The organism is Streptomyces spongiicola (genome assembly GCF_003122365.1).
GTDB lineage: Bacteria > Actinomycetota > Actinomycetes > Streptomycetales > Streptomycetaceae > Streptomyces > Streptomyces spongiicola.
On record NZ_CP029254.1, the window covers coordinates 6,693,088 to 6,712,450 of the forward strand.

18 protein-coding genes and 2 pseudogenes are annotated in these 19,363 nt (G+C 69.1%); 11 read left to right on the top strand and 9 right to left on the bottom strand.

Annotated features, from left to right (window positions below):
- The first annotated feature begins 16 nt into the window (after nt 1-16).
- Both DDQ41_RS29080 and DDQ41_RS29085 read left to right on the top strand, forming a co-directional pair.
- Complete coding sequence (locus tag DDQ41_RS29080) at nt 17-379, top strand: hypothetical protein (protein ID WP_109297133.1); 363 nt, start codon at nt 17-19, stop codon at nt 377-379.
- Entirely contained in the window at nt 376-1,035 is a 660-nt protein-coding gene (locus DDQ41_RS29085; protein WP_109297134.1) for a nucleotidyl transferase AbiEii/AbiGii toxin family protein, read from the top strand. The genes DDQ41_RS29080 and DDQ41_RS29085 overlap by 4 nt, the downstream gene beginning before the upstream one ends.
- Before the next feature lie 279 nt (nt 1,036-1,314).
- On the opposite strand, the gene DDQ41_RS29090 is transcribed toward DDQ41_RS29085, so the two are convergent.
- The gene (locus tag DDQ41_RS29090) at nt 1,315-2,841 is read right to left on the bottom strand and encodes an ISKra4 family transposase (RefSeq protein ID WP_109294477.1); all 1,527 of its coding nucleotides are present in this window, start codon (nt 2,839-2,841) and stop codon (nt 1,315-1,317) included.
- Between the two features lie 73 nt (nt 2,842-2,914).
- Entirely contained in the window at nt 2,915-3,394 is a 480-nt protein-coding gene (locus tag DDQ41_RS29095) for a hypothetical protein (protein WP_109297135.1), read from the bottom strand.
- A gap of 202 nt (nt 3,395-3,596) precedes the next feature.
- Between DDQ41_RS29095 and DDQ41_RS29100 the strand changes: the two genes are divergently transcribed.
- The 4 genes and pseudogenes from DDQ41_RS29100 (at nt 3,597) to DDQ41_RS29115 (ending at nt 7,738) form a co-directional block, all read left to right on the top strand.
- A complete protein-coding gene (locus DDQ41_RS29100) occupies nt 3,597-3,944 on the top strand; it encodes a hypothetical protein (RefSeq protein WP_262508609.1) in 348 nt (115 codons plus the stop codon).
- Between the two features lie 118 nt (nt 3,945-4,062).
- Nucleotides 4,063-4,632: pseudogene (locus DDQ41_RS29105) on the top strand (transposase family protein); the annotation flags it as partial.
- A 176-nt stretch (nt 4,633-4,808) separates the two neighbouring features.
- Entirely contained in the window at nt 4,809-5,936 is a 1,128-nt protein-coding gene (locus DDQ41_RS29110) for an ISAs1 family transposase (protein ID WP_162602761.1), read from the top strand.
- A gap of 65 nt (nt 5,937-6,001) precedes the next feature.
- Nucleotides 6,002-7,738 carry an AfsR/SARP family transcriptional regulator gene (locus tag DDQ41_RS29115; protein WP_109297137.1) on the top strand — a complete coding sequence of 579 codons (1,737 nt, stop codon included), beginning with the start codon at nt 6,002-6,004 and terminating at the stop codon, nt 7,736-7,738.
- An 89-nt stretch (nt 7,739-7,827) separates the two neighbouring features.
- On the opposite strand, the gene DDQ41_RS29120 is transcribed toward DDQ41_RS29115, so the two are convergent.
- The gene (locus DDQ41_RS29120) at nt 7,828-8,577 is read right to left on the bottom strand and encodes an ABC transporter permease (RefSeq protein WP_109297138.1); all 750 of its coding nucleotides are present in this window, start codon (nt 8,575-8,577) and stop codon (nt 7,828-7,830) included.
- 2 nt (nt 8,578-8,579) lie between these two features.
- Nucleotides 8,580-9,545 (bottom strand): ABC transporter ATP-binding protein, encoded by a 966-nt coding sequence (locus DDQ41_RS29125; protein ID WP_109297139.1) that lies wholly within the window; start codon nt 9,543-9,545, stop codon nt 8,580-8,582.
- An 83-nt stretch (nt 9,546-9,628) separates the two neighbouring features.
- Between DDQ41_RS29125 and DDQ41_RS29130 the strand changes: the two genes are divergently transcribed.
- Together DDQ41_RS29130 and DDQ41_RS29135 are read left to right on the top strand one after the other, a co-directional pair.
- A complete protein-coding gene (locus DDQ41_RS29130; protein WP_109297140.1) occupies nt 9,629-10,858 on the top strand; it encodes a sensor histidine kinase in 1,230 nt (409 codons plus the stop codon).
- A gap of 1 nt (nt 10,859) precedes the next feature.
- Nucleotides 10,860-11,510 (top strand): response regulator transcription factor, encoded by a 651-nt coding sequence (locus DDQ41_RS29135; protein ID WP_109297141.1) that lies wholly within the window; start codon nt 10,860-10,862, stop codon nt 11,508-11,510.
- 15 nt (nt 11,511-11,525) lie between these two features.
- Here DDQ41_RS29135 and DDQ41_RS29140 read toward each other — a convergent pair whose 3' ends face one another.
- From DDQ41_RS29140 to DDQ41_RS29145, 3 genes are read right to left on the bottom strand one after another with little or no spacing between them, the layout of a single operon-like run.
- Entirely contained in the window at nt 11,526-12,569 is a 1,044-nt protein-coding gene (locus DDQ41_RS29140; protein ID WP_109297142.1) for an LLM class F420-dependent oxidoreductase, read from the bottom strand.
- Nucleotides 12,570-12,618: 49 nt separating this feature from the next.
- A complete protein-coding gene (locus DDQ41_RS31510; RefSeq protein WP_162602762.1) occupies nt 12,619-12,777 on the bottom strand; it encodes a cyclohexanecarboxylate-CoA ligase in 159 nt (52 codons plus the stop codon).
- Nucleotides 12,774-14,441: an IS1182 family transposase gene (locus DDQ41_RS29145; protein WP_262508610.1), complete on the bottom strand. Its 1,668-nt coding sequence runs from the start codon at nt 14,439-14,441 to the stop codon at nt 12,774-12,776. Before DDQ41_RS29145 ends, DDQ41_RS31510 begins: the two co-directional genes overlap by 4 nt.
- A gap of 98 nt (nt 14,442-14,539) precedes the next feature.
- On the opposite strand from DDQ41_RS29145, the pseudogene DDQ41_RS29150 reads away from it, so the two are divergent.
- Both DDQ41_RS29150 and DDQ41_RS29155 read left to right on the top strand, forming a co-directional pair.
- A pseudogene (locus DDQ41_RS29150) lies at nt 14,540-15,233 on the top strand (Tat pathway signal protein); the annotation flags it as partial.
- 18 nt (nt 15,234-15,251) lie between these two features.
- Nucleotides 15,252-15,803 carry an SAM-dependent methyltransferase gene (locus tag DDQ41_RS29155; RefSeq protein WP_394342165.1) on the top strand — a complete coding sequence of 184 codons (552 nt, stop codon included), beginning with the start codon at nt 15,252-15,254 and terminating at the stop codon, nt 15,801-15,803.
- Between the two features lie 352 nt (nt 15,804-16,155).
- Here DDQ41_RS29155 and DDQ41_RS29160 read toward each other — a convergent pair whose 3' ends face one another.
- Nucleotides 16,156-16,677 (bottom strand): ATP-binding protein, encoded by a 522-nt coding sequence (locus DDQ41_RS29160; RefSeq protein ID WP_394342166.1) that lies wholly within the window; start codon nt 16,675-16,677, stop codon nt 16,156-16,158.
- Between the two features lie 342 nt (nt 16,678-17,019).
- On the opposite strand from DDQ41_RS29160, the gene DDQ41_RS29165 reads away from it, so the two are divergent.
- Nucleotides 17,020-17,829 (top strand): SDR family NAD(P)-dependent oxidoreductase, encoded by an 810-nt coding sequence (locus tag DDQ41_RS29165; RefSeq protein ID WP_109297146.1) that lies wholly within the window; start codon nt 17,020-17,022, stop codon nt 17,827-17,829.
- 8 nt (nt 17,830-17,837) lie between these two features.
- Here the strand turns inward: DDQ41_RS29165 and DDQ41_RS29170 are convergent, their stop codons facing one another.
- Nucleotides 17,838-19,223, bottom strand: a complete 1,386-nt coding sequence (locus DDQ41_RS29170) for a hypothetical protein (RefSeq protein ID WP_109297147.1) — start codon at nt 19,221-19,223, stop codon at nt 17,838-17,840.
- Nucleotides 19,224-19,363: the final 140 nt, after the last annotated feature.

Consider the following 19,363-nt stretch of genomic DNA (forward strand, 5'->3'; position numbering starts at 1 on the left):
CAGCGATACTGGATGCATGGACACGACGATCACCGTCCCCCGCGCCGAGGTGCTGCGGGGCCGCTACCGCAGCCGACTGCCCGAGCGCTTGCAGGAGCTGGCCGGCCCCGTCGAGGGCAACGTGGACCTGCCGCTCCACATCGTCTGGTCCGGGCGGACGAGCTACAGCCTGGGCCGTCCGAAGTCCCGCATGACGCTCTACCGGACCGTTCTCGCCGAAGGACTGCGCGAGGACCTGGTGACCCTCCTGCACCACCGGCTGCTCGCCGAGCAGTGGCCCGTGCTGCGGCGCTTGATCAGTCCCTACATCCGCGAGGTCTGGGAGGACGCCTTCCCGGAGCTGCTGCGCACCGCTCCGGCCGATACGACTGCCGCGTGAAGCTCACTCCGCTCCACGAGCGTCTCCTCGCCGACATCCTGGACCTCGGCTCCCCCTACCCCCTGGTCCTCACCGGCGGATACGCCGTGCAGGCCCACGGCCTGGTCGAACGCTTCAGCCGCGACCTCGACGTCGCCACCGAGAACCCCGCTCCGATGCAGGAGATCGTCGCCTCACTCACAGCGGGTCTCGGTGCGCGCGGATGGCGGACCACGCACGTCCAGACCGATCCGCTCAGCGGCCGTTTCCTCGTCACCGATCCGGACACCGGCGAGGAGTGCGAGGTCGACGTCCTCAAGGAGGCGTTCTGGGCTCCGCCCGCTCAGACCCCCTACGGCCCCGTTCTTTCCCTCGACGACGTGATCGGCACCAAGGTCCGTGCCCTCGCCGACCGCGGCACCGTCCGTGACCTCATCGACGTCCAGGCGGCCTCCCGCCACCGCTCCACCGCCGACCTCGAATCCCTGGGCCGCCGTCGCGCCCACGACGAGTTCAGCCTCGAAGACCTCCGGGACCGGCTCATCGGCGCGGACTGGTACGAGGACGAGGACTACGCCGCGTACGGGCTCACCTCCCGGCAGATCGGAGAACTCAAGGCGTGGGCGCTGGAGTGGGCGGAGGATCTGGGCGCGCGGATCCACGACGAGAACGCCTGAGGCGGCACGGAAGCCCAGGCAGCGAGTTCCGCCTCCATCGAGAAGCGATGTTCCCCGCAACCTTCGAGTCCGAGGCGTGCCCGTGTACAGTGAAGACCGCCCTTGACCTGCACAAAGCAGGCAGGGAGCCGTCTTCCAGGAGTCCAAAGTGCTGCGTACTCTGTTCAAGTCCAAGATCTAGCATTTGGACGTCTGTGCAGGTCAGGGGCATGATGGAGGGCCCTCGGGTCAGCAAAAGGTGGGTGCGTTGCTTCTTGAGTGATGGGTGGGCGGCTGCGGTCATGCCGCGAGGGCGAGTTGTCCCTGGTAGCGGACGGCGTGGGTGTGCAGGTGGTCGAGTTCGGTGAAGTAGCTCCAGTACCGGTCGAAGTCGCCGTTGTCGATGACGGCGCGTAGAAGGAGGACCGCCTCGGCGCCGGTCAGGCTCCATCTCGCCCCGGTCGTGTCCAGGCGGTCCTTGACGAGGAAGCGGCAGCTTCCCTCGATCACCCCGGTCGCGATGGGCCAGCCCATGGCGAGGGCGAGGTGGTAGCGCAGGTAGGGCTCTTTGGCCTGCAGGTAGGCGGCGGTGCGGGCGACGGCGGGTAGTTGCTTCGCGTCATCGGGGCGGGTGCGCAGGTGCTGGCGCAGTGCGGCCACGACGCGGGGGCTGTGCCCGTCCAGCACGGTGCGGGCGGCGTCGGCGACCCAGGCCGCGCGCGCTGCGTGGCCTGGGTGAAGGTCCTCGGCGGCCCGCCACAGATATTCGATCACATGCACGATGTCCACGATCGTGTCGACATGGACACCGCGGGTGGCCGCTTCCCTTGCGATGCACTCGAGTTGGTGGTTGGCGCCGTCGACCAGGACGATCCAGCGGCGCCGGTGGTCGGGGTCTCGCTGTTCGGCGTGGTCGAACATCGCGGTGACCATGGCCGCGGTGGAACGCTGAAGGGAGCCTTCCAGGTGCCGGCCCCGTGCGCGCGGGCCGTGGGTGCGGGCGGCGCGTTCGGCCGCGGTGGCCGGCAGGACATCCGCACCGGTGCGTGGGACCGGGTCGGCATCGTAGACGGCGAAGACGGTCGCCATCCGGCGGCGACCGGTGTGCTCGCGACTGGACAGCTGGGCCGAGGGCGGCTGCGGGCCGTCAGCTGCCCGTGCGGCGCGGACCGCCTCCCGCAGATCGGACGGGATCATGTTCACGCCGGTCGCGTCGCAGCTGAGCACCAGCAGCCGGTCCCCCTCACTGCCGACGGCTGGGGCGGGGGCGGGCAGGTCCTGCTGGTAGAAGGCGGGGATGTGGGCGGCAACCCGACACGCGATCTCCATCAACTGCCGGGTGCCCAGCCGCCCACCGGTGGTGCGCTCAAGGTGAGCGCCCGCCCGGCGCAGGGGTGTCTCGGCGACCTCGAGGGCGACGGCGCGCTGCAGCGGGTAGGAGTAGACCTGCCGGGGCAGGGCCAGGGCGGCGTCGCCGGGGTGCAGGTTAGCCGCACCGGGGGCGCGGTAGGCGATCCGGGCCGCCTCCACCCGGCCCAGCGTGGTGGCCAGCAGCCGGCGGTGGCCCAGTTCGGCCCGAGGGCGCACCACCGCGTCGCTGCCGGTGACCGTCCGAACGCGTACCTCGGCGGCGGCGCGGGCATCCAGCTGGTCCTGCAGCATCTGCCGCAGCACTTCCCGGCCCGCGGCGGTGATGTAGTCCTCCAGCCCTTCGGCGGTGGCCGAGGCCATGGCCGGGTGGGACAGATGGGCGAGCATCTCCTCCATCCGGGTGCGAGTGGCGGTGAACGGGTCGGGGGCCTGGGGCGCGGACGTGTAAGGTGCCACCGGGTCTTCTTCCTTGCGCGGTCTGGCTGTTCACCCGACCAACAAGAAGGAGGCCCGTTCCCGTATCGGCAGGTCACCCACGCGCCGCAGCACCTCCACGCGCCAGGGTGAACAGGCCGCCCGGGGTCTGTACCACCCGCCCGGCGGCAGCGGCCCTCTTCAACTGGTGGCGCACCCGCTCTACTTCCCGAGGCACCGCCTCCAGCCCCAGCCCCTCCACCCCCTGCCGACACCGCACCGGACCAGCGTACGCGGCCAGCACCCCCAGCATCCGCCCGGTGAACTCGCCAGTCCCCTCGGCAGCTTGACCACCGACGGTGCCCGACACCTCCGCTCGCGGGGCCGGGATCCGGCCCCGCCCCGACCCGGCCTCGCCGTGCGCCGCCGGGAGCTCGCCCACCACCTGGCACGCCGTCGCCACCCGGGCCAGCTCCTGCTCGCACACCACCAGCAGCCCGGCAATCCGCTCGGCCTCGCCGCGCAACCGCTCCACCTCCCGACGACAGGCTGCCTCCCGCTCCCGCAGCAGCGCGAGTACCTCGTCGCAGCCCATCCGACCCCGCCTCTCCCACGCCAGCTGATCAACAGCTACCGCAACGAGGACACCGGCCCTCCAGACACGCACTCGTCACTCAAGAGGAAACGCACCCGCAAAAGGTCAGCATGCGTCGCAGCCCTGTCTCCGATTGCTGACCTTCCGCCCTCTGCGCAGCGCCTGTGCATGGTTCCTCGCTCCCGCTCGGAAGGTTCGACACGTGGCTCGACAGCTCGCCCGCGGCATGGGCTCCTTCTTCAAGGAATGTGACTGCGCCAAGCCCACCCGCTGCCCGCACCCGTACACGATTCGCTTCAGGGACGCGCTCGGCAAGCAGCGCGAGGAGTCTGGGTACGACACGCAGGACGATGGGATCGAGCGCCTCACGGAGATCTACAAAGAGAAGAAGAGCACGGCGCCGTCTGTCGTAGAGGCCCGCCGCGAGCTGGGCCAGCAGACGGTCGAGGAATACGCCAAGCAGTGGCGACCTCGGCAGCGCAAGATGACGGAGTACTCCACCGGCGAGCACGTCGACAGTTCGATCAATGAAGTCTTCTCGGCAACGTGACGGTTGCGGTGTGTGATCAAGCCGGGCGGCGGAATGGTGACTCGGTGTCAGACATGAGTGAAGCCCCTGGTAGGAACAGGTCTGCGAAGATCACGTTCCGTACAACCAGAGGCTCCACGTGCCCTCCAGTATCACCTACACCGCCGTGCTCGATGTCCGCAGGGAGACCGTCGAGCACCTCGCCAAGCTGCTGCGTGGACACCGCGAGCACCTCGGGACCCGCAAGGGCACCCGCGCGCTGGGCGTCTTCCGGCAGGCAGTGCTCGTGCTGCGCTGGTTCGTCGACGGTACCCGGCTGGTCCAGCTCGCCCGGGACAACGGCATCTCGGTACCGACCGCCTACCGCTACCTGCACGAAGGACTGACGGTGCTCGCCGACCACGCGCCCGATCTGTCCACCGCGCTGGAGAGGGCGGCGGCGGCCGGGTACACCCACCTCAACCTGGACGGCACGGTCATCCGCACCGACCGCGTGGCCGCCGCCGGCCCCAACGGCGTGGACCTGTGGTGGTCCGGCAAACACAAGCACCACGGCGGAAAGGTACAGGTCATCGCCGCCCCGGACGGCTGGCCCTTGTGGGTTTCCCCGGTCCGCCCGGGCCGCGAGCACGACACCACCTGCGCACGGGCCCACGGCCTGGTCGATGCCCTGAACCGGCTCGCCGCCACCCTGGGCATCCCCACCCTGACCGCAGGGCTGTTGCAAGGTTAGTTGATCTTGTGTTCGTGCTGGTCAGCGGGCCGTGTCCGAGACGGACGAAGCTCCGTTGTGATCGATGACGTCTCAAGTCCTCGATGAGCAACGGAGCTTCGGTGCTTCCTGAGTCTGCCATGTCCTGCCGGTGTCCGGGGTGCGCTGGGGGCGTGTCTCCCGATGCCGGGGTGTTCGCGCTGGTCAACAACCTGCGTGACCCGCGTGATCCGCGCGGGTGTCAGTACCCGCTCGGTGCGGTGCTGCTTGTCGCGCTGTGTGCGCTGGCCTGTCGTTTCGACTCCTTCCGGGCGATGGGGCAGTGGGCGGCGGTGGCGCCCAGTGCCACGCTGGAACGGCTGGGGCTGCGCCGCCGCGGCGCCTTCGGCCTGGTGAAGACACCGAGCTCGGACACGATCCGCCGCGTGGTCAACGCGGTCATGCCGGGCGGGCTGGAGGGACTGCTGCGGGCCTTCCAGGACAAGGCGCGGGTGGTGGCCGTGGACGGCAAGTGCCTGCGGGGCTCGCGGGACGCGGCCGGGCAGGCAGTGATGGTGCTGGGGGCGATGCTGCAGGACGGCACGCTGATCGCACAGCAGAAGGTGGCGGACAAGGGCAGCGAGATCACCGGCTTCGCCGCGCTGCTGGCCGCGCTGGAGCTGGAGGACGCGGTAGTGGTCGCGGACGCGCTGCATACCCAGCGCGAGCACGCCAGGGTCCTGGTGGAGGAGTTCGGCGCGCACTACGCCTTCCCCGTCAAGCGCAACCAGCCCGAGCTGTGGAAGGCGTGCCGGAAGGTTCCCTGGCAGGGCGTGCGGGCCGCCTTCCGCTCCACCGTACGTGCGCACGGCCGCATCGATACGCGGGTGGTGGAGGTGGTGAGCTTCGACGGCCTGGACTTCCCCTGCGCGCGTCAGGTCGCCCGCATCACCCGGTACCGCACCGTGCAGGCGACCGGGAAGCGCAGCCGGGAGACGGTGTACGTGATCACCGACCTGCCCTCCGGCCAGGCCGACCCGCAGCGCATCGGGGAGATCGTGCAGGCCGAGTGGGGCATCGAGAACAAGATCCATTATGTGCGGGATGCGACCTTCGGCGAGGATGCCTCCCGTATTCGTACCGGCCACGGACCGCAGAACATGGCCACGTTGAGGTCGGTCGCCATGAACTTCGCGCGCAGGATGGGCAGTTCGATTGCAGACGCGCGTCGACAGCTCGCCCTCGCGCCACACACCGCTCCACTTGACCTCTTCGGTATCCCCTGTGACCTGCACATTCGTGCCTTAAATCCGACCTTGTAACAGCCCTGGCCCCGCTGGCCCTCGCGGTCCTGGGACGGCTTTCGGCCTCCCGCGGCGCTACGCCCGTGCACATCGGCACACCCAAGCAACGGCGTCTGCTTGGTCTGTTGGCGCTCAAACCAAATGCTGCGGTCGAGCGGGAGGAGATCATCGACGTTCTGTGGGGCGACGAACCGCCGGACTCCTTCGCGCAGTTGATCCACACCTATGTGTCGCGCATCCGGCAGATGCTGGAAACACACCACATTCCGGGCGCCGCCCGGCTGGCCGTCGTACGACGCGGCGCCGCCTACGAACTGCAGGCCGAGGATGAGAGCCGGATCGACGTCCTGGAATTCGCCCGCCTCACAGGGGAGTCCGAGCGCGCCCACGAGGGCAACGACCCGGTTGCCGAACGCGCCTTCCTGGCAGATGCGTTGCGACTGTGGCGGGGACGGCTGCTGGAAGGAATGCCCATGGCCCTCCACGACCACCCGGCCGCTGTTGAGTGGTCCCGGCGTCGCGTGGCCGCGGCGCTGCGCTTCGCGGATCTCGCCCTCGCCGGGCAGCACTGCGACGAGGTACTCGTCCAGCTGGGCTCCATCGCACGGCATGAGCCGCTGCACGAGGGGCTGCACGCACGCCTTGTCACGGCGCTTGCGGGCTCCGGTCGCCGGGTGGAAGCCCTCGAACTGTTCGCCTCGCTCGACCGGCGGTTGCGTGAGGAGAGCGGCATCACACCCGGGGACGAACTGCGCGCAGCACAGATGGCCGTGCTGCGCGATGACCCCAGCGGGGGCGGCCCGCGTGTCGTGCAGCAGGCAACCGCAGCCGGCTTCGGGCTGGCCGGGCTCCCGAAGTGCGTTGGGGACTTCGTCGGCAGGGTCGAGCACCATCAGGTCCGCCAGTTCCTGATCGGGCAGGGATCGCAGGCCGTGTTTGGGGCCACGCCGATCGCCGCGATGTACGGGCCCGCCGGAGTCGGCAAGTCCGCGCTGAGCATCCATGTGGCGTCCTCCGTCGCCCGTCATTTTCCCGACGGCATGCTGTACGCGCGAATGCGCACTGGCAGCGCGCAGGAGGTCCGTGACACGCTGCACAGCTTTCTGCGGGCGCTGGGCGTGGCAGCCGCCGACCTTCCCACCGGCCTGGCGGAGGCGACCGCCCTTTACCAGGGGCTGGTGGCGGGCCGCAAGGTTCTGGTGGTGATCGACGACGCGGCCGGGGAACAGGCGGTCCGGCCGCTGTTCCCGTCAGGTCCGGGAGGAGCCGCACTGGTCAACAGCCGTGCGCCGTTTTCGGGTCTGGAGGGGGCGCGGCACTTCAGGGTGGAGCCGTTCAGCGCGGATCAGTCGGTGTTGCTGCTCGGGAGGATCGCGGGCGAGGCACGGGTGCTCGGCGAACGGCGGACGGCGGAGGCCCTTTCGGGCCTGTGCGGCGGAATACCACTGGCTGTGCGGATCCTGGGAATGCGGCTGGCGGCGCGGCCGCACTGGATGCTCGCGCAGCTGGCGGACCGGCTGGCCGACGAGCGCCGCAGGCTGGACGAGCTGGTGGCCGGCGATCTTGCTATCCGAGACCGGCTGCGGTCGGGTCATGACGGCCTGAAACCGGCCCTGCGGGAGACGCTGCGCGCGCTGGCGTGTGGCGCCGGGCGGGTTTTCACGGTGTCCGAGGCTGCAGTGTTGCTCCGCCGGGGGACATGGGACACCGAGGACCAGTTGGAGCAGCTGGTCGACCGGCAGCTGTTGGAACCACCGGCGGGGGCCGATGACAGCTATGCCTTCCTGCCGCTCGTACGGCTCCACGCCCGGGAGCCATGAACGTCGAAAGGTGACGGCAAGTGTTCCGCCGTCCCCTTTCGACGTATCAGACGGCCCTACCCCGGTTGCCGCTCGATGGCCACCCGTGCTCACGCGTCGCGCTTGCGCAGTACGAGCCAGCCGCCCACGGCTGCCGCGATCGCCCAGACCGCCAGGATCACCAGGCCGACCTCGGGGTTGTACGGGGCCGCCGGGTCCATGTTGATCCTCAGGGCGTACTGGCCGGCGCGATCCGGCAGGTACCAGGCCAGGGCGCGCAGTCCCGGAATCTCGGCCAGGACAGGAGAGACCAGGAAGAGCACTGGCACCAGGAAACCCATGGAGAGCATCTGGCTGCGGAGCATCGCAGTGATGCCCATGCACATGACCGCCAGGAGCGGGAAGTAGAGGGCTCCCGCGATGACGGCGCGGACCGTCCCATCGTCGCCGAACGCGACGCCATGCTCGCCGAGCAGGTTCTGGGAGGCGAAGAAGGTGCCGAACGAGGCGACCACACCCGCCACGAGGGCCAGGGCCGCCGCAGTGGTCAGCTTGGCGCTGTAGAAGAGACCGCGCCGGGGCACGGTGGCCAGCGACGTGCGGATGGTTCCGGTGTTGTACTCGTTGCCCACCACCAGGACTGCGAAGGCGATGACAACGACATGAGCGAAGAACAGGCCATAGTAGCCGAGCTGGACGGGGTCGAAGTTCTTGGCGTCCGACTCCGCGGCGCCGACAGAGCCGGTCACGCCGGCTCCGATGCCGATCAGGAGGGCAGCGGCCAGGGGCAGGGCCCAGAGGACCGAACGGACCGAGCGGATCTTCGTCCACTCCGAGTAGAGAACCGCGTTGACAGACATGTTCAGGCCACCTCTCCAAGGGTTCGTGCCACGTATTCCACCGAATCAGCGGTCATGCGCATGAATGCGTCTTCCAGTGAGTCCTCGACCTGGGACAGCTCCAGGACGGGGGTGCCCTCGCGAGCAGCGATCCGGCCGACCTCGTTGGCTTCAGCCCCGTACACCTCCAGGCTGCCGTCGTCGGCGGACTCCACCCGCAGGTCCCTGCGGAGCAGGGCCGCGCGCAGCCGTACCGCCTCGGTGGAGCGCACTCGCACCCGGCTGCGTCCGTGCTCCTCGGCGAACTCGGCCATGGATACATCGGCCAGCATGCTGCCCTTGCCGATGACGATCAGACGGTCGGCGAGCAGTGCCATCTCGGTCATCAGGTGGCTGGAGATGAGCACCGCACGGCCCTGGGCCGCCAGGTCCTTCAGGAAGTGCCGCAGCCACCGGATGCCCTCAGGGTCGAGTCCGTTCACCGGCTCGTCCAGGATCAGTACCTGTGGGTCGCCGAGCAGCGCCGCGGCGATGCCCAGGCGCTGGCGCATGCCGAGGGAGAAACCGCCGATCCGGCGCTTGGCCGCGCTGTCCATGCCGACCTGCTCCAGGACCTGGTCCACCCGGGAGTCGGGGATGCGGTTGGCGCGGGCGATGCAGAGGAGGTGGTCACGAGCGGTCCGGCCGGGGTGTGCGGCGCCCGCGTCCAACAGGGCGCCGACGTGCCGCAACGGCTCCCCGAGGTCCCGGTAGGTCCGGCCCGAGATGAGCACCCGGCCCGCCGTGGGGCGGTCGAGACCGAGCATCATGCGCATGGTCGTCGACTTTCCCGCGCCGTTGGGGCCGAGGAAACCAGTGACCACTCCGGCCCGCACCTGGAAGGTCAGGCCATTTACCACCGTCTTGTTACCGTAGGCCTTGACCAGGCCCGATACGTCGATGGCCGGCAAGGCTCCTGTACCGTTCGTGAATTCCCTGTCGCTGTTCATGCCCCCAAGTCAACTGTTTCACCGCGTGCAGCGGATCCCCCGGAGGCGGGAATCTCCTCCCTCCGGGGAGGGAGGAACCTCCGATGGTCGCCATGCTGTTGAGCACACTCTCCGCCCTGGCCAAGGGGCGGACGTACACCCGAGGCCTGCACCTGCTTATCAGCGCGGCTGTGGGACCCGTGTGCGTACTGATCTACCCTGGCTTCTCGCCGTCCCTCACGCGGACCCTCGTCTCGGCGGCGCTGGTCCCTCTGCCCTTGCTGTTGCTCCTCGGGATGCTGCCGGGCGTACGTCGCGCCGAGGGGATCCAGGCGCGGCTGCTCCTGGTACCTCCGGACGAGAACGAGATCAGCCTGGCTGAGGAGAAGGGACTCGGGAAACGCTGGCGCACCAGTGTGTGGCTCGTCGCGCGAGTGTGGTTGGGACTCCTCGCTGCGAGCCTCCTCGCCCAACTGCTGTCGATCACTGGGACCGTAGCGACCGCGCCGGCGGTCGAAGGGACCCGTACGGTCCTGGGTCTGGATTTTCCGGGAGGTTACGAGTACATCTGGTACCTAGCCTTCGTGCCGCCCTTGCTGCTGCTCGTCGTCGTCCTCGTCGTCGGCGCCGGGAACTTGCAACTCGCCCTGTCCACAAGGCTGCTGGGACCATCCGCCGCAGAGCGGCTCGCGGACGCGGAGCGCCGCGCGGACGATCTGCTCGCACGCAACCGGCTCGCGGGCGAGTTGCACGACTCCATCGGGCATGCCCTCACGGCGACCGTCCTCCAGGCTAGCGCCGCCCGTGAACTGATTGACGCAGATCGGGACTTCGCGGTACGCGCGCTCACCGCCATTGAGGAGGCGAGCCGGCGCGCGCTGGAGGACCTGGAGCGCACTCTGGGCTATCTGAAGGAAGAGCAGCAGGCCCCCGAGTCCCGTTCGGCGCGCCCCACGCTCGAGGACATCGGGCCGCTGCTGGAAGCGAGCCGGGCGGCGGGGGTGACCGTCACCTGCCGGACGACCGCGAGCTTCGACCGTGTGCCGGGGGTGGTCACGCGTGAGGCGTACCGCATCGTCCAAGAGTCGCTGACCAATGCCATGAAGCACGCCCCGGGGGCCGCTGTGGATATTGTTCTGGACATCAGGGACGATCAGTTGGAACTCTCAGTGGCGAATATGCTCGTCGAGGCAGCCGGGCGGACATCCGGAACCGGCAAGGGCATGCGCAGTGTGCGGGAGAGAGCCGCGCTCCTGGGCGGCCGGGCCACTGCCGGAGCCGAGTCGGGGCGCTGGATAGTCAGCGCCTCTCTGCCCCTACGGTTGGGATCCTGACATGACAATCTCTGTCCTGCTTGTCGATGACGAGGAACTCGTCCGGACCGGAATGTCCGCGATCCTCGGGAACAGCCCGGGAATCACCGTGGTCGGTGAGGCGTCCGACGGCTCCGAGGTCGTCGCGAAGGTGCTGGAACTGCGGCCGGACGTGGTGCTCATGGACGTCCGGATGCCGCGGGTCGACGGCATCACTGCCACCCGCGAGCTGATGGCAGCCGTGTCGGATCCACCGCGCGTCCTGGTGATCACCACCTTCGAACGCGACGACTACGTATACGAGGCGTTGCGCGAGGGGGCTTCGGGGTTCCTGCTCAAGCGGTCCCGCCCGGCCGAGATCGTCCAAGCCGTGCGCACCGTGGCCACGGGGGACTCGGTGCTCTTTCCTGCCGCCATCCGCGGTCTGGTCTCGGGGCGTCTCAACAAGTCCGCCGGCGGGCGGCTGAGCCATGTGCAGTTCACCGAACGGGAGGAGGAGGTGTTGCGCCTGATGGGGCAGGGGATGTCGAACGCGGAGATCGCGGACGAACTGTGCCTGGGAGTACAGACGGTGAAGACCCATGTCAGCAGCACTCTCGCCAAGCTGGGTGCCCGGGACCGCACTCAGGCTGTGGTGATCGCGTACGAGTCTGGCTTTATTGAGGTGCGTTGAGGACCGTTTGGAGCATCAGTCGACGAGGTCCTTGAGCCGGCCGACTACCGAGGCCTCGCTCTCGCCGTCCTGTGGCACGGGGACGATCTGGAGGTGGGTGACCCCGGCCTCGCGGTAGGCGTCGATCCGATCCTTCACGTAGCTCTCAGTGCCGCAGATCGTGGTGGCCTCCAGCAGCGCGGGCGGGACGGCGGCCGCCGCCGCGGCCTTGTCGCCCGACAGGAACAGCCGCTGGATCGTCTCTGCCTCCCTGGCGTAGCCGTACCTGCTTACGAGGTTGTAGTAGTAGTTGTGGCTGGGCGCCCCCATGCTGCCGATGAACAGGGCGAGCTGGCTCCGGGCCAGCTCCCGGGCCCGGGCGGCGTCCGGGCCGATGGCCAGCAGCCCCCCGGCGGAGATTTGGAGTGGGCCCAAACGCGGGTCACGGGCGACCGCACCGTCGCGCAGCGCCTGCCCCCACGTGCGGCCGGACCACTCGGGGACGAAGAACATCGGCAGCCAGCCGTCGGCGGTCTCGGCAACCATGCGGACGTTCTTGGGCCCCAGCGCTGCGACCCACACCGGCACGGAGGGGCGGACGGGCGGCGTGAGCATCTTCATCGCGATGCCGAGGCCGCTCCCCTGGTCCGCAGACAGGGGCAGCCGCACGCAACGGCCGCTGTAGTCCACGGCCTTGTCACGTCGCAAAAAGGCGCGCATGACCTCGATGGTCTCGCGGGTACGGGTGACGGGAGCGGCGTAGGGTACGCCGTGGAAGCCCTCGACGACCTGCGGCCCGGAGGAGCCGAGCCCCAGGTGGCAACGGCCGCCCGACAGGGCGTCCACACCGGCCGCGGTCATGGCGAGCAGCGCGGGGGTGCGGCTGAACACGGACAGGATGCCGGAGCCGATGCCGATCCGCTCGGTGCGGGCGGCGAGGTAGCCCATGAAGCTGGGTGCGTCGTAGCCGTACGCCTCAGGGACCCAGATGAGGTCGAGGCCGGCCCGTTCGAGCTCGGCCACCTGGGAAGCCGCACCGACGATGTCGTTGTCGTACCTGAGCTGCATGGAGATCTTCATGGCTGCTGTGCTCCGATGTGCGAAGGGACGGACGGTTGGCGGCGGGGTGTCAGCGCAGGCGGTCGTGGGCGTCTATGCGGGGGAGGGCGCCCTGTTCGATCAGCTCGCGCACGCGGAACTTCTGGACCTTTCCGGACGCCGTCAGCGGAAGGTCGGAGGACAGGTACCACTGAGCGACTCTGTCGGGAATCTTGAGATGCCGGTTCACTTTCCTTGGCGCCACCACAGTGGGCGGGGCAGGCTGCGCGCGTCGAGGTATTGCTGGAACGCGGTGGGAGGACGGGGCTGGTAGGTGGCGTCCACGGGCTCCTGGGCGCTGAGCCGCTCGACGTTGATCGCAAGTGCGGTCAACACGTGCTGGACGTGCGTCTTGGCCAGGCCGCGGTAGCGGCAACGGCGTCCGCGGTGGCCGTCGACGAACTCCGCGATGGTGCCCTCGGCGCCGGAGCGCTTTCCGTAGAGCCGGCGCCAGTCCGGGTTCTGCTGGTCGGCGCGGTTCTTGATCTGCAGCTCGTGCCGGTGGCGGGTGGGGAAGTACAGGCTGCGGAACGCGCCCGGGGTGCATTTTTCCTGTTCAGGGCAGCGGCCGCACTGGCGGGCGTCGAACCGGACGGTCACCGAGGTCGGCTCCTTGGCTGGAAGGTCCCTCCAGTTGCCGCTCACCTGCCCGTTGGGGCAGGTCACCTCGCGCTTGTCGAAGTCGATGATGAAGTTCTCCCGGCCGAAGCCGTCCTCGGCCCGATGTTGCGGGGTGGTGCTGGGCGGTAGAGGCCCGATGAGGGTGACACGGTGCAGGCGGGCCGCGTCGTCCATGCCGGCCACTGAGGTGTAGCCGCCGTCGACCAGGTGCTTGCCGGGCAGCAGCCGCAGCCGTCGCAGGCGGGCGTGGATGCCGGGCAGGGCCTGGCTGTCCGCGGCCGAGACCTCGGTGGCCACGTCGGTGATGACGTTGATCCGCTTGTCGTCGCAGGTCTCGGTCACATGCACGAGGTAGCCGGTCCATCGCGTGTCGCCGCGGCGGGTCCAGCGGGCCTCGGTCTCGTACCGTGACTCGATCCGCACCCGGGAAGGCGGCTGACCGTCGCGTTTCGTGCGCGGGCGAAACCGGCCACGCCCGTCCACCAGGAAGTGCTGTACCAGGATCTGCCGGAGGACCCTCGCCTGCTCCGGTAGCGCGTCACCGGGGAAGCGGGTGGACACGAGCTTGAGCAGCTCGCGGGCGTCGGCACCGACTTGACTGAGCCGGGCGACGGGGTGGCTGGGCTGGGAGCACAGCCGCACCGGCCGCCCGTAGCGCTCGGCCCAGTCGGCGGTAACCAGCTCATCCAGCAGTTCCGGCGCCTCGCGGGCGAGCTCCTCCAGCGCGGCGCGGACCGCCTCGCACGCCAGCTCCAGGCGGGTCAACTCCCGCGCAGCGGACAGGACGTGGGTGGAGTCGGTGCGCTGGGTGACGCGGCCTTTGAGCATGCCGGCCTGTCGGATCCGGGTGAGCGCCAGGCCCAGCAGCCGATCGGCGCGGTCGCCCTCGGCGAGCCGGTCGCGGAAGTCGGTCAGAACGCTGTGGTGGAAGCCGGGGTCTTCAAGGTCCAAGCCGAGGGCGTACTTGAAGTCGATGCGGCAGCGCACCGCCTCGGCCGCCTGGCGGTCCGAGAGGTTCATCGCGTACTGCAGCACGCACACGGTGGCTAGTTGGGCAGGTGAGAGCCCGGGCCGGCCATCACGCGGGTACCAGGCGGCGAAGTCCTCGTCGCTCCACAGGCCGTCGAGGCGATCGCGGATCCACATCGCGGTGGTGCCGTGGGGATTGCTGGCCCGGGCGACCCGCGCGGTCAGCTGCGGGATCTCGGCTCCGGGACGGGGCTGGAGGGACACGACAGACTCCTGGGGCACTTCGGCATCACGTCTGACGATCCTGACGCAACGTCATGATCGTTAACTGCCAGTCCTCAAGATTCCCGACGGAGTCACTCAGTGAACACCGAACCGCCCAGCGCTACCTCACCATCGCCGCCCGGATCGCGGCGGAAGCCGGCGACGGACCGCTCGGCGGCCACGTCCTGCGTGCCCTCGTCCACCAGGCCGTCGACCTTGGGCACCCGCGCAGGGCGCTCGCCCTGGCGGACGCCTCGATGTCCCGCGACCGCTACGGCCAGGCCAGCCATCGCGAGAAGGCGCTGCTGGCGATCGTCCACGCCCGCGCCCTCGCGGCCGACGGCGACCGGGCCGGCACCCTCGCGGCCATCAGCCGCGCGGAGCGCGACCTCGCCCGCGCCGACACCAACGAAGCGCCAGCGCGCGTCGGCTTCTTCCAGGAAGCGTCCCTCGCTCACGAGACGGCCTGCGCTCTGCGCGACATGGGCCAACCGCTCGACGCGGAGATCCACTTCAAGCGCAGCGTGGCCACGCGGCGACCAGCAGTACGCCCGCACCCACAGCGTGACGCTCGGCTACCTCGGCGCCGTACAGGTCCAGCGGGGAAGCCTCGACGAGGCATGCGCCACTTGGAACGAAGCACTCGACGCCATGACGGGGGTCCAGTCCGGCCGGGCGCGGGACGTCGTCGTCCGCATCCAGAGCGACCTCTCGCCCGTCCGGCAACGCGGAGGCCGCAACGTCACCGAATTGGACCGCCGGGCCCGAAGCATGCTGCGCGCCATAGGCTGATCGCGGCACGAACGTTCGATGCCCCACGGTAGCCCGCGGACCAGCATCTCCCAGGGAGAGGAACCAGTACCGGTGACGACATACAAGGTCGAATCGATCGCAACGGTCGTCGGCGGCCACACCCGCGTGCAAGACGACTACCAGGGCGGAGTCCAGTCGGTGATCCGCCTCCACGAGGCATACCCCCTGGAAACGCTGCAAGGTATCGACGAGTTCTCTCACCTGACGGTGACGTGGCGCTTCCACCTGGCACAGCCCGAGGACGTCCAGCTCCACGCCCGCAGCCCCAGGGGCAACGCGCAGTGGCCGGCGATCGGTACGTTCGTCCACCGAAATCACCGGCGCCCCAACCAGTTGGCTGTCAGCTACCCGAGGCTGCTGAGCGTGGACGGCCGCGACCTTCTGGTGACCGACCTCGACGCAGTCGACGGGACACCGGTGATTGACCTGGCCCCCTACTTCCAGGAAATGGGGCCCCGAGGCTCCGTCCGCCAGCCCGCCTGGCCTGGCGAGATGCTCGTCGACTACTGGCGCGACGCAGCGGAGCGCCCGGAGGCAGGCTTGCCGTAACTCCACGGCGCTGGAGCCCCTGCCGGTATCCATCACGACCTGCCCGAGGGCCTGGTCATGATCCGCACCCAGACGCGGAGCGCCACCGGCGGGAACCATGAAGTCGGAGACGACGGCGCTGGCGGGGCCGCGGCCACCGCCGCGGGACGTTTACACATGGAGAGGTCCTTGGAGAAGACGGGCAAGCGGAATGGATCGCGGGGAGGGGGAGGAGCCCGCGGGAGCCAGGACGACGGTCCGGATGCCGTCTGCGGGGCAGGTGATCGCACCAGCGCGTTGGCCGTGCGTGGCGGACCGGCGGTTCGGGGGTGCGGGCGTGGTCAGTTCGCCTGGGCGTTCATGAGGCCAGGAGTCAAAGGCTCCTGATACCGACGAGCACGCGGCCGAGCAAGTGCGGGTCTACTCGTTCGGCCCGGGGAACCTTGCGCCCGGTCGGAGAGGGCCGGGCCGGGTACTGCTCTGCTCGTTCCTCCTGGTGGAGATGGCTCGTGGGGACGAGACCGACCTCGGCCCACACGACCTTTCCGGGAAGGTCCCGAGCGGGGTAGTAGCCCCAGTTTCTGCTCATCGTCGCGACCAGAAAGATCCCTCGGCCGCCTGTCGCCTCGACCCCGACCTCTTTCAGCAGGGGCGGCCTCTCGTCGCGGTCCCACACCGAAATCCTGACCGCTTCATGGGCCATCTCCAGCAGCAACTCGAAGGTCTGCACCGTGCTCTGCGGTGAGAACAGCGAGACTTGCTCCTTGCCCTCCTTGGGGTGCTGTACAGCGTTGGTGGTCAGCTCCGAAACGACGAGCTGCACCACCTTCACGATGTCGGAAGGCACGCCCCAGCAGGCGAGGACGTCGGCGGTGTGCAGCCGTGCCAAGCCCACCGCATTCGGTGTGGTGGCCAGCACCAGTCTGTTACACGGGGGTAGTGCCTGGGACACGGTGTGCCTCCCGGGTTGGGAGAGGAGCGCGGGGTGCGTTCGCTGGCTCTCGCTCGTTTCGTGATGGAGACCGCCTGACCCGAGATCGACGCTTGAGGTGTGGTGCGCCGGCCCGGGGTCGTTCGTGACCCTGGTCCGCAGAGCCGGTGTCGGCTGATCGCGCCGCACCGCTGGCCCATGGCCGGGTACGCCCATATGAGAACCGCCCCGCTGTGCCGGTAAGAAGGGTGCACGGAGGATGTCTTCGACCACGCGGGTCGGCACGGTTGGTGGAGGGTTGTGCGGATGACAAGTTCAGGGCGGGACCGCGGAAAGCGAGCGGCAACAGGAAAGTTCGCGGGCCGCCGCATCGTGGTGACGGGAGGCTCGAGGGGGCTCGGAGAACACGTGGTCCGCTTGCTTCTGTCCGGAGGAGCGCGTGTGGCGACATGTGCCCGAAAGCCGGAGTCGCTGGAGGCGCTCCGCAGTTCGCTCGATGCGTCGGCTGCTCTGTTCATCCGGCCTTTGGACGTCTCCGTACCGGAACTGCTGGAGCGGTTCGTGGAGGAGGCCGCCTCCGAGCTGGGTGGGCTGGACGGTGTCGTCGCGTGCGCCGGCGGAGCACGAGGTCGGGGAATCACCGAAGCGTCGGCCGAGGACTGGGCGACGACGTGGGAGATGAACGTCGGTCACGCCGCCCGACTGGTTGCGACGAGCGCCCCGCACCTACGAGCGGCCGGTGGCGGATCGATCGTCGTGGTGGCCTCCATCTCCGGATGGAAGCCGGGGCCGCAGGCTCAGTACGGCTCCGCGAAGGCGGCCCAGATCCACATGGTGTCGTCCCTGGCCAGGGAACTGGCCGTGGATGGCATCCGCGTGAACGCGGTCTCGCCCGGATCGATGCTCATTCCGGGCAAGCGGTGGGATCGAATGCGCAGGGAGGACCCGCCGGCCTTCGAGCGATTCCGTACGGAGTTCCCGGGGGGAGAGCTGGTGCGGCCGGAGGAGGTGGCGGACGTGATCGCTTTCCTGCTCTCGGACGCGTCGCGGGCGGTGACCGGGATCAACCTGCCCGTCGACAAGGGCCAGAACGCGCCGACACCGGACGGGTACTGACTGGCGCCTCAGGCGGCCGTGCCGAGTATGGGCCGGGCCTTTCGTTCGAAGTCGCGGACGACGGCTTCGCCTCGGTGCGGAGCGAGACGTGCGCGGAAGTCACGAAGGGCCTGAACGGACCGTTCGCTGTGAACCCCGGCGAGCATGTCGACGGCCTCGCTCGCGGTGCCGACTGCCTCGTCCAACCTGTTCTGCTGGAGGAATGCCGTCGCGAGCACCGAGCGGCTGATGGCCTGTCGGCGACGGCGGTCGCCGTTGGCCTCGACAGACGCCAAGGCGAGCCGTTCGGCCTCCGCTGCTTCGCTGAGATCTCGGTGAACCAGGGCAGCTTCGGCTTCCAGGTAGTGGTGGTCCAGGAAGCGAACCCATGGCGACTCCTCGGAGGGGCCTCGGCTGGCCTCCAGGTCCTTGTCGGCATCCAGGAGGGATGCCGTCGCGCGCCGAGTATCACCCAGGACCGCGTACCCTCTGGCGGCCATGGCGTGCAAGCGCATGAGCCCGAGAGGGCTACCAGCTGACTTGGCGGTCGCGATGCCCGCTCTCGCCAACGAGACTCCTTCAGCGGGGTTGCCGAGGCTGGTGGCGAGATGCGACATGCCGGCCAGGATTTGTCCGCCGAGCACACGATCGCCGCCTTCGGCGCACAGCCTCAATGCCTGGATCATGTAGCGCTCCGCGAGCCCGTAGTCGGCTGAGTCGTACGAGCACCAGCCGGCCATCGCTGCCAGCTTCGCGGCCGAGGTGTAAAGGAGCCGGCGCTGGTTTGGTGGCAGACCGCGCTGCTGCAGCATGGGGGTGAGTTCGGTGCTCAGGTAGTGCACGATGCTCGCTCGGACTCCGCCACCGCCGAAGCGGTTATCCATCTCGTCGAACATCCCGATCATCGCCTGGACCTGCTCGACAGGGCCGCTGTCGGCGACTACGGCGAGCCGGGGGGCCTGGTCATCCTCCAGGAGCCACAGCAACCATTGCCGTTGGGGGTCCAGGAGTGCAGTCGCGACGTACGGCACTGCGCCGAGAAGGCTGCGCCGCGAGATGTCGGTCGCGCCGAGTTCCGCAAGGGTGTGAAGGGTTTCGCCCACGTCTTCACGGTACGTTAAGGCCCTTGCAACCACAGGCTTCTGGGGCTGCTGGGAGAACCCGATGTCAACGGGGGAGACCGGGCGCACTAAGAATCCGGCCAGGGCGGCGGCGATGAACTCCGGGGCGCGGCCCCGTGGGGTCATTCCCTGCAGCCATCGGGTCACCGACGCCTTGTCGTAGCGCGAGACCTCGCCCTGCAGCGCGCTCAGTTCATTGACCCTGCGCGCCAACGAGGCGTGTGAGCAGCCGGCCTCTTGGAGCACAGCCGCGAACGCAGTGTTGGCCTCGCCGTTTCCCCTTGAACTGCCCATACGGAGATGATGCCTTGTGGATCACGCTGCGTCCCAGGCTTTCGACACAGAGCCATGACGATGCAACCCCCGTACAACCGAACAACCCCGCAACCCCCTGCTCCGAGGCCCTGCCGACGCGGACACTAAGAGGGCTGCGG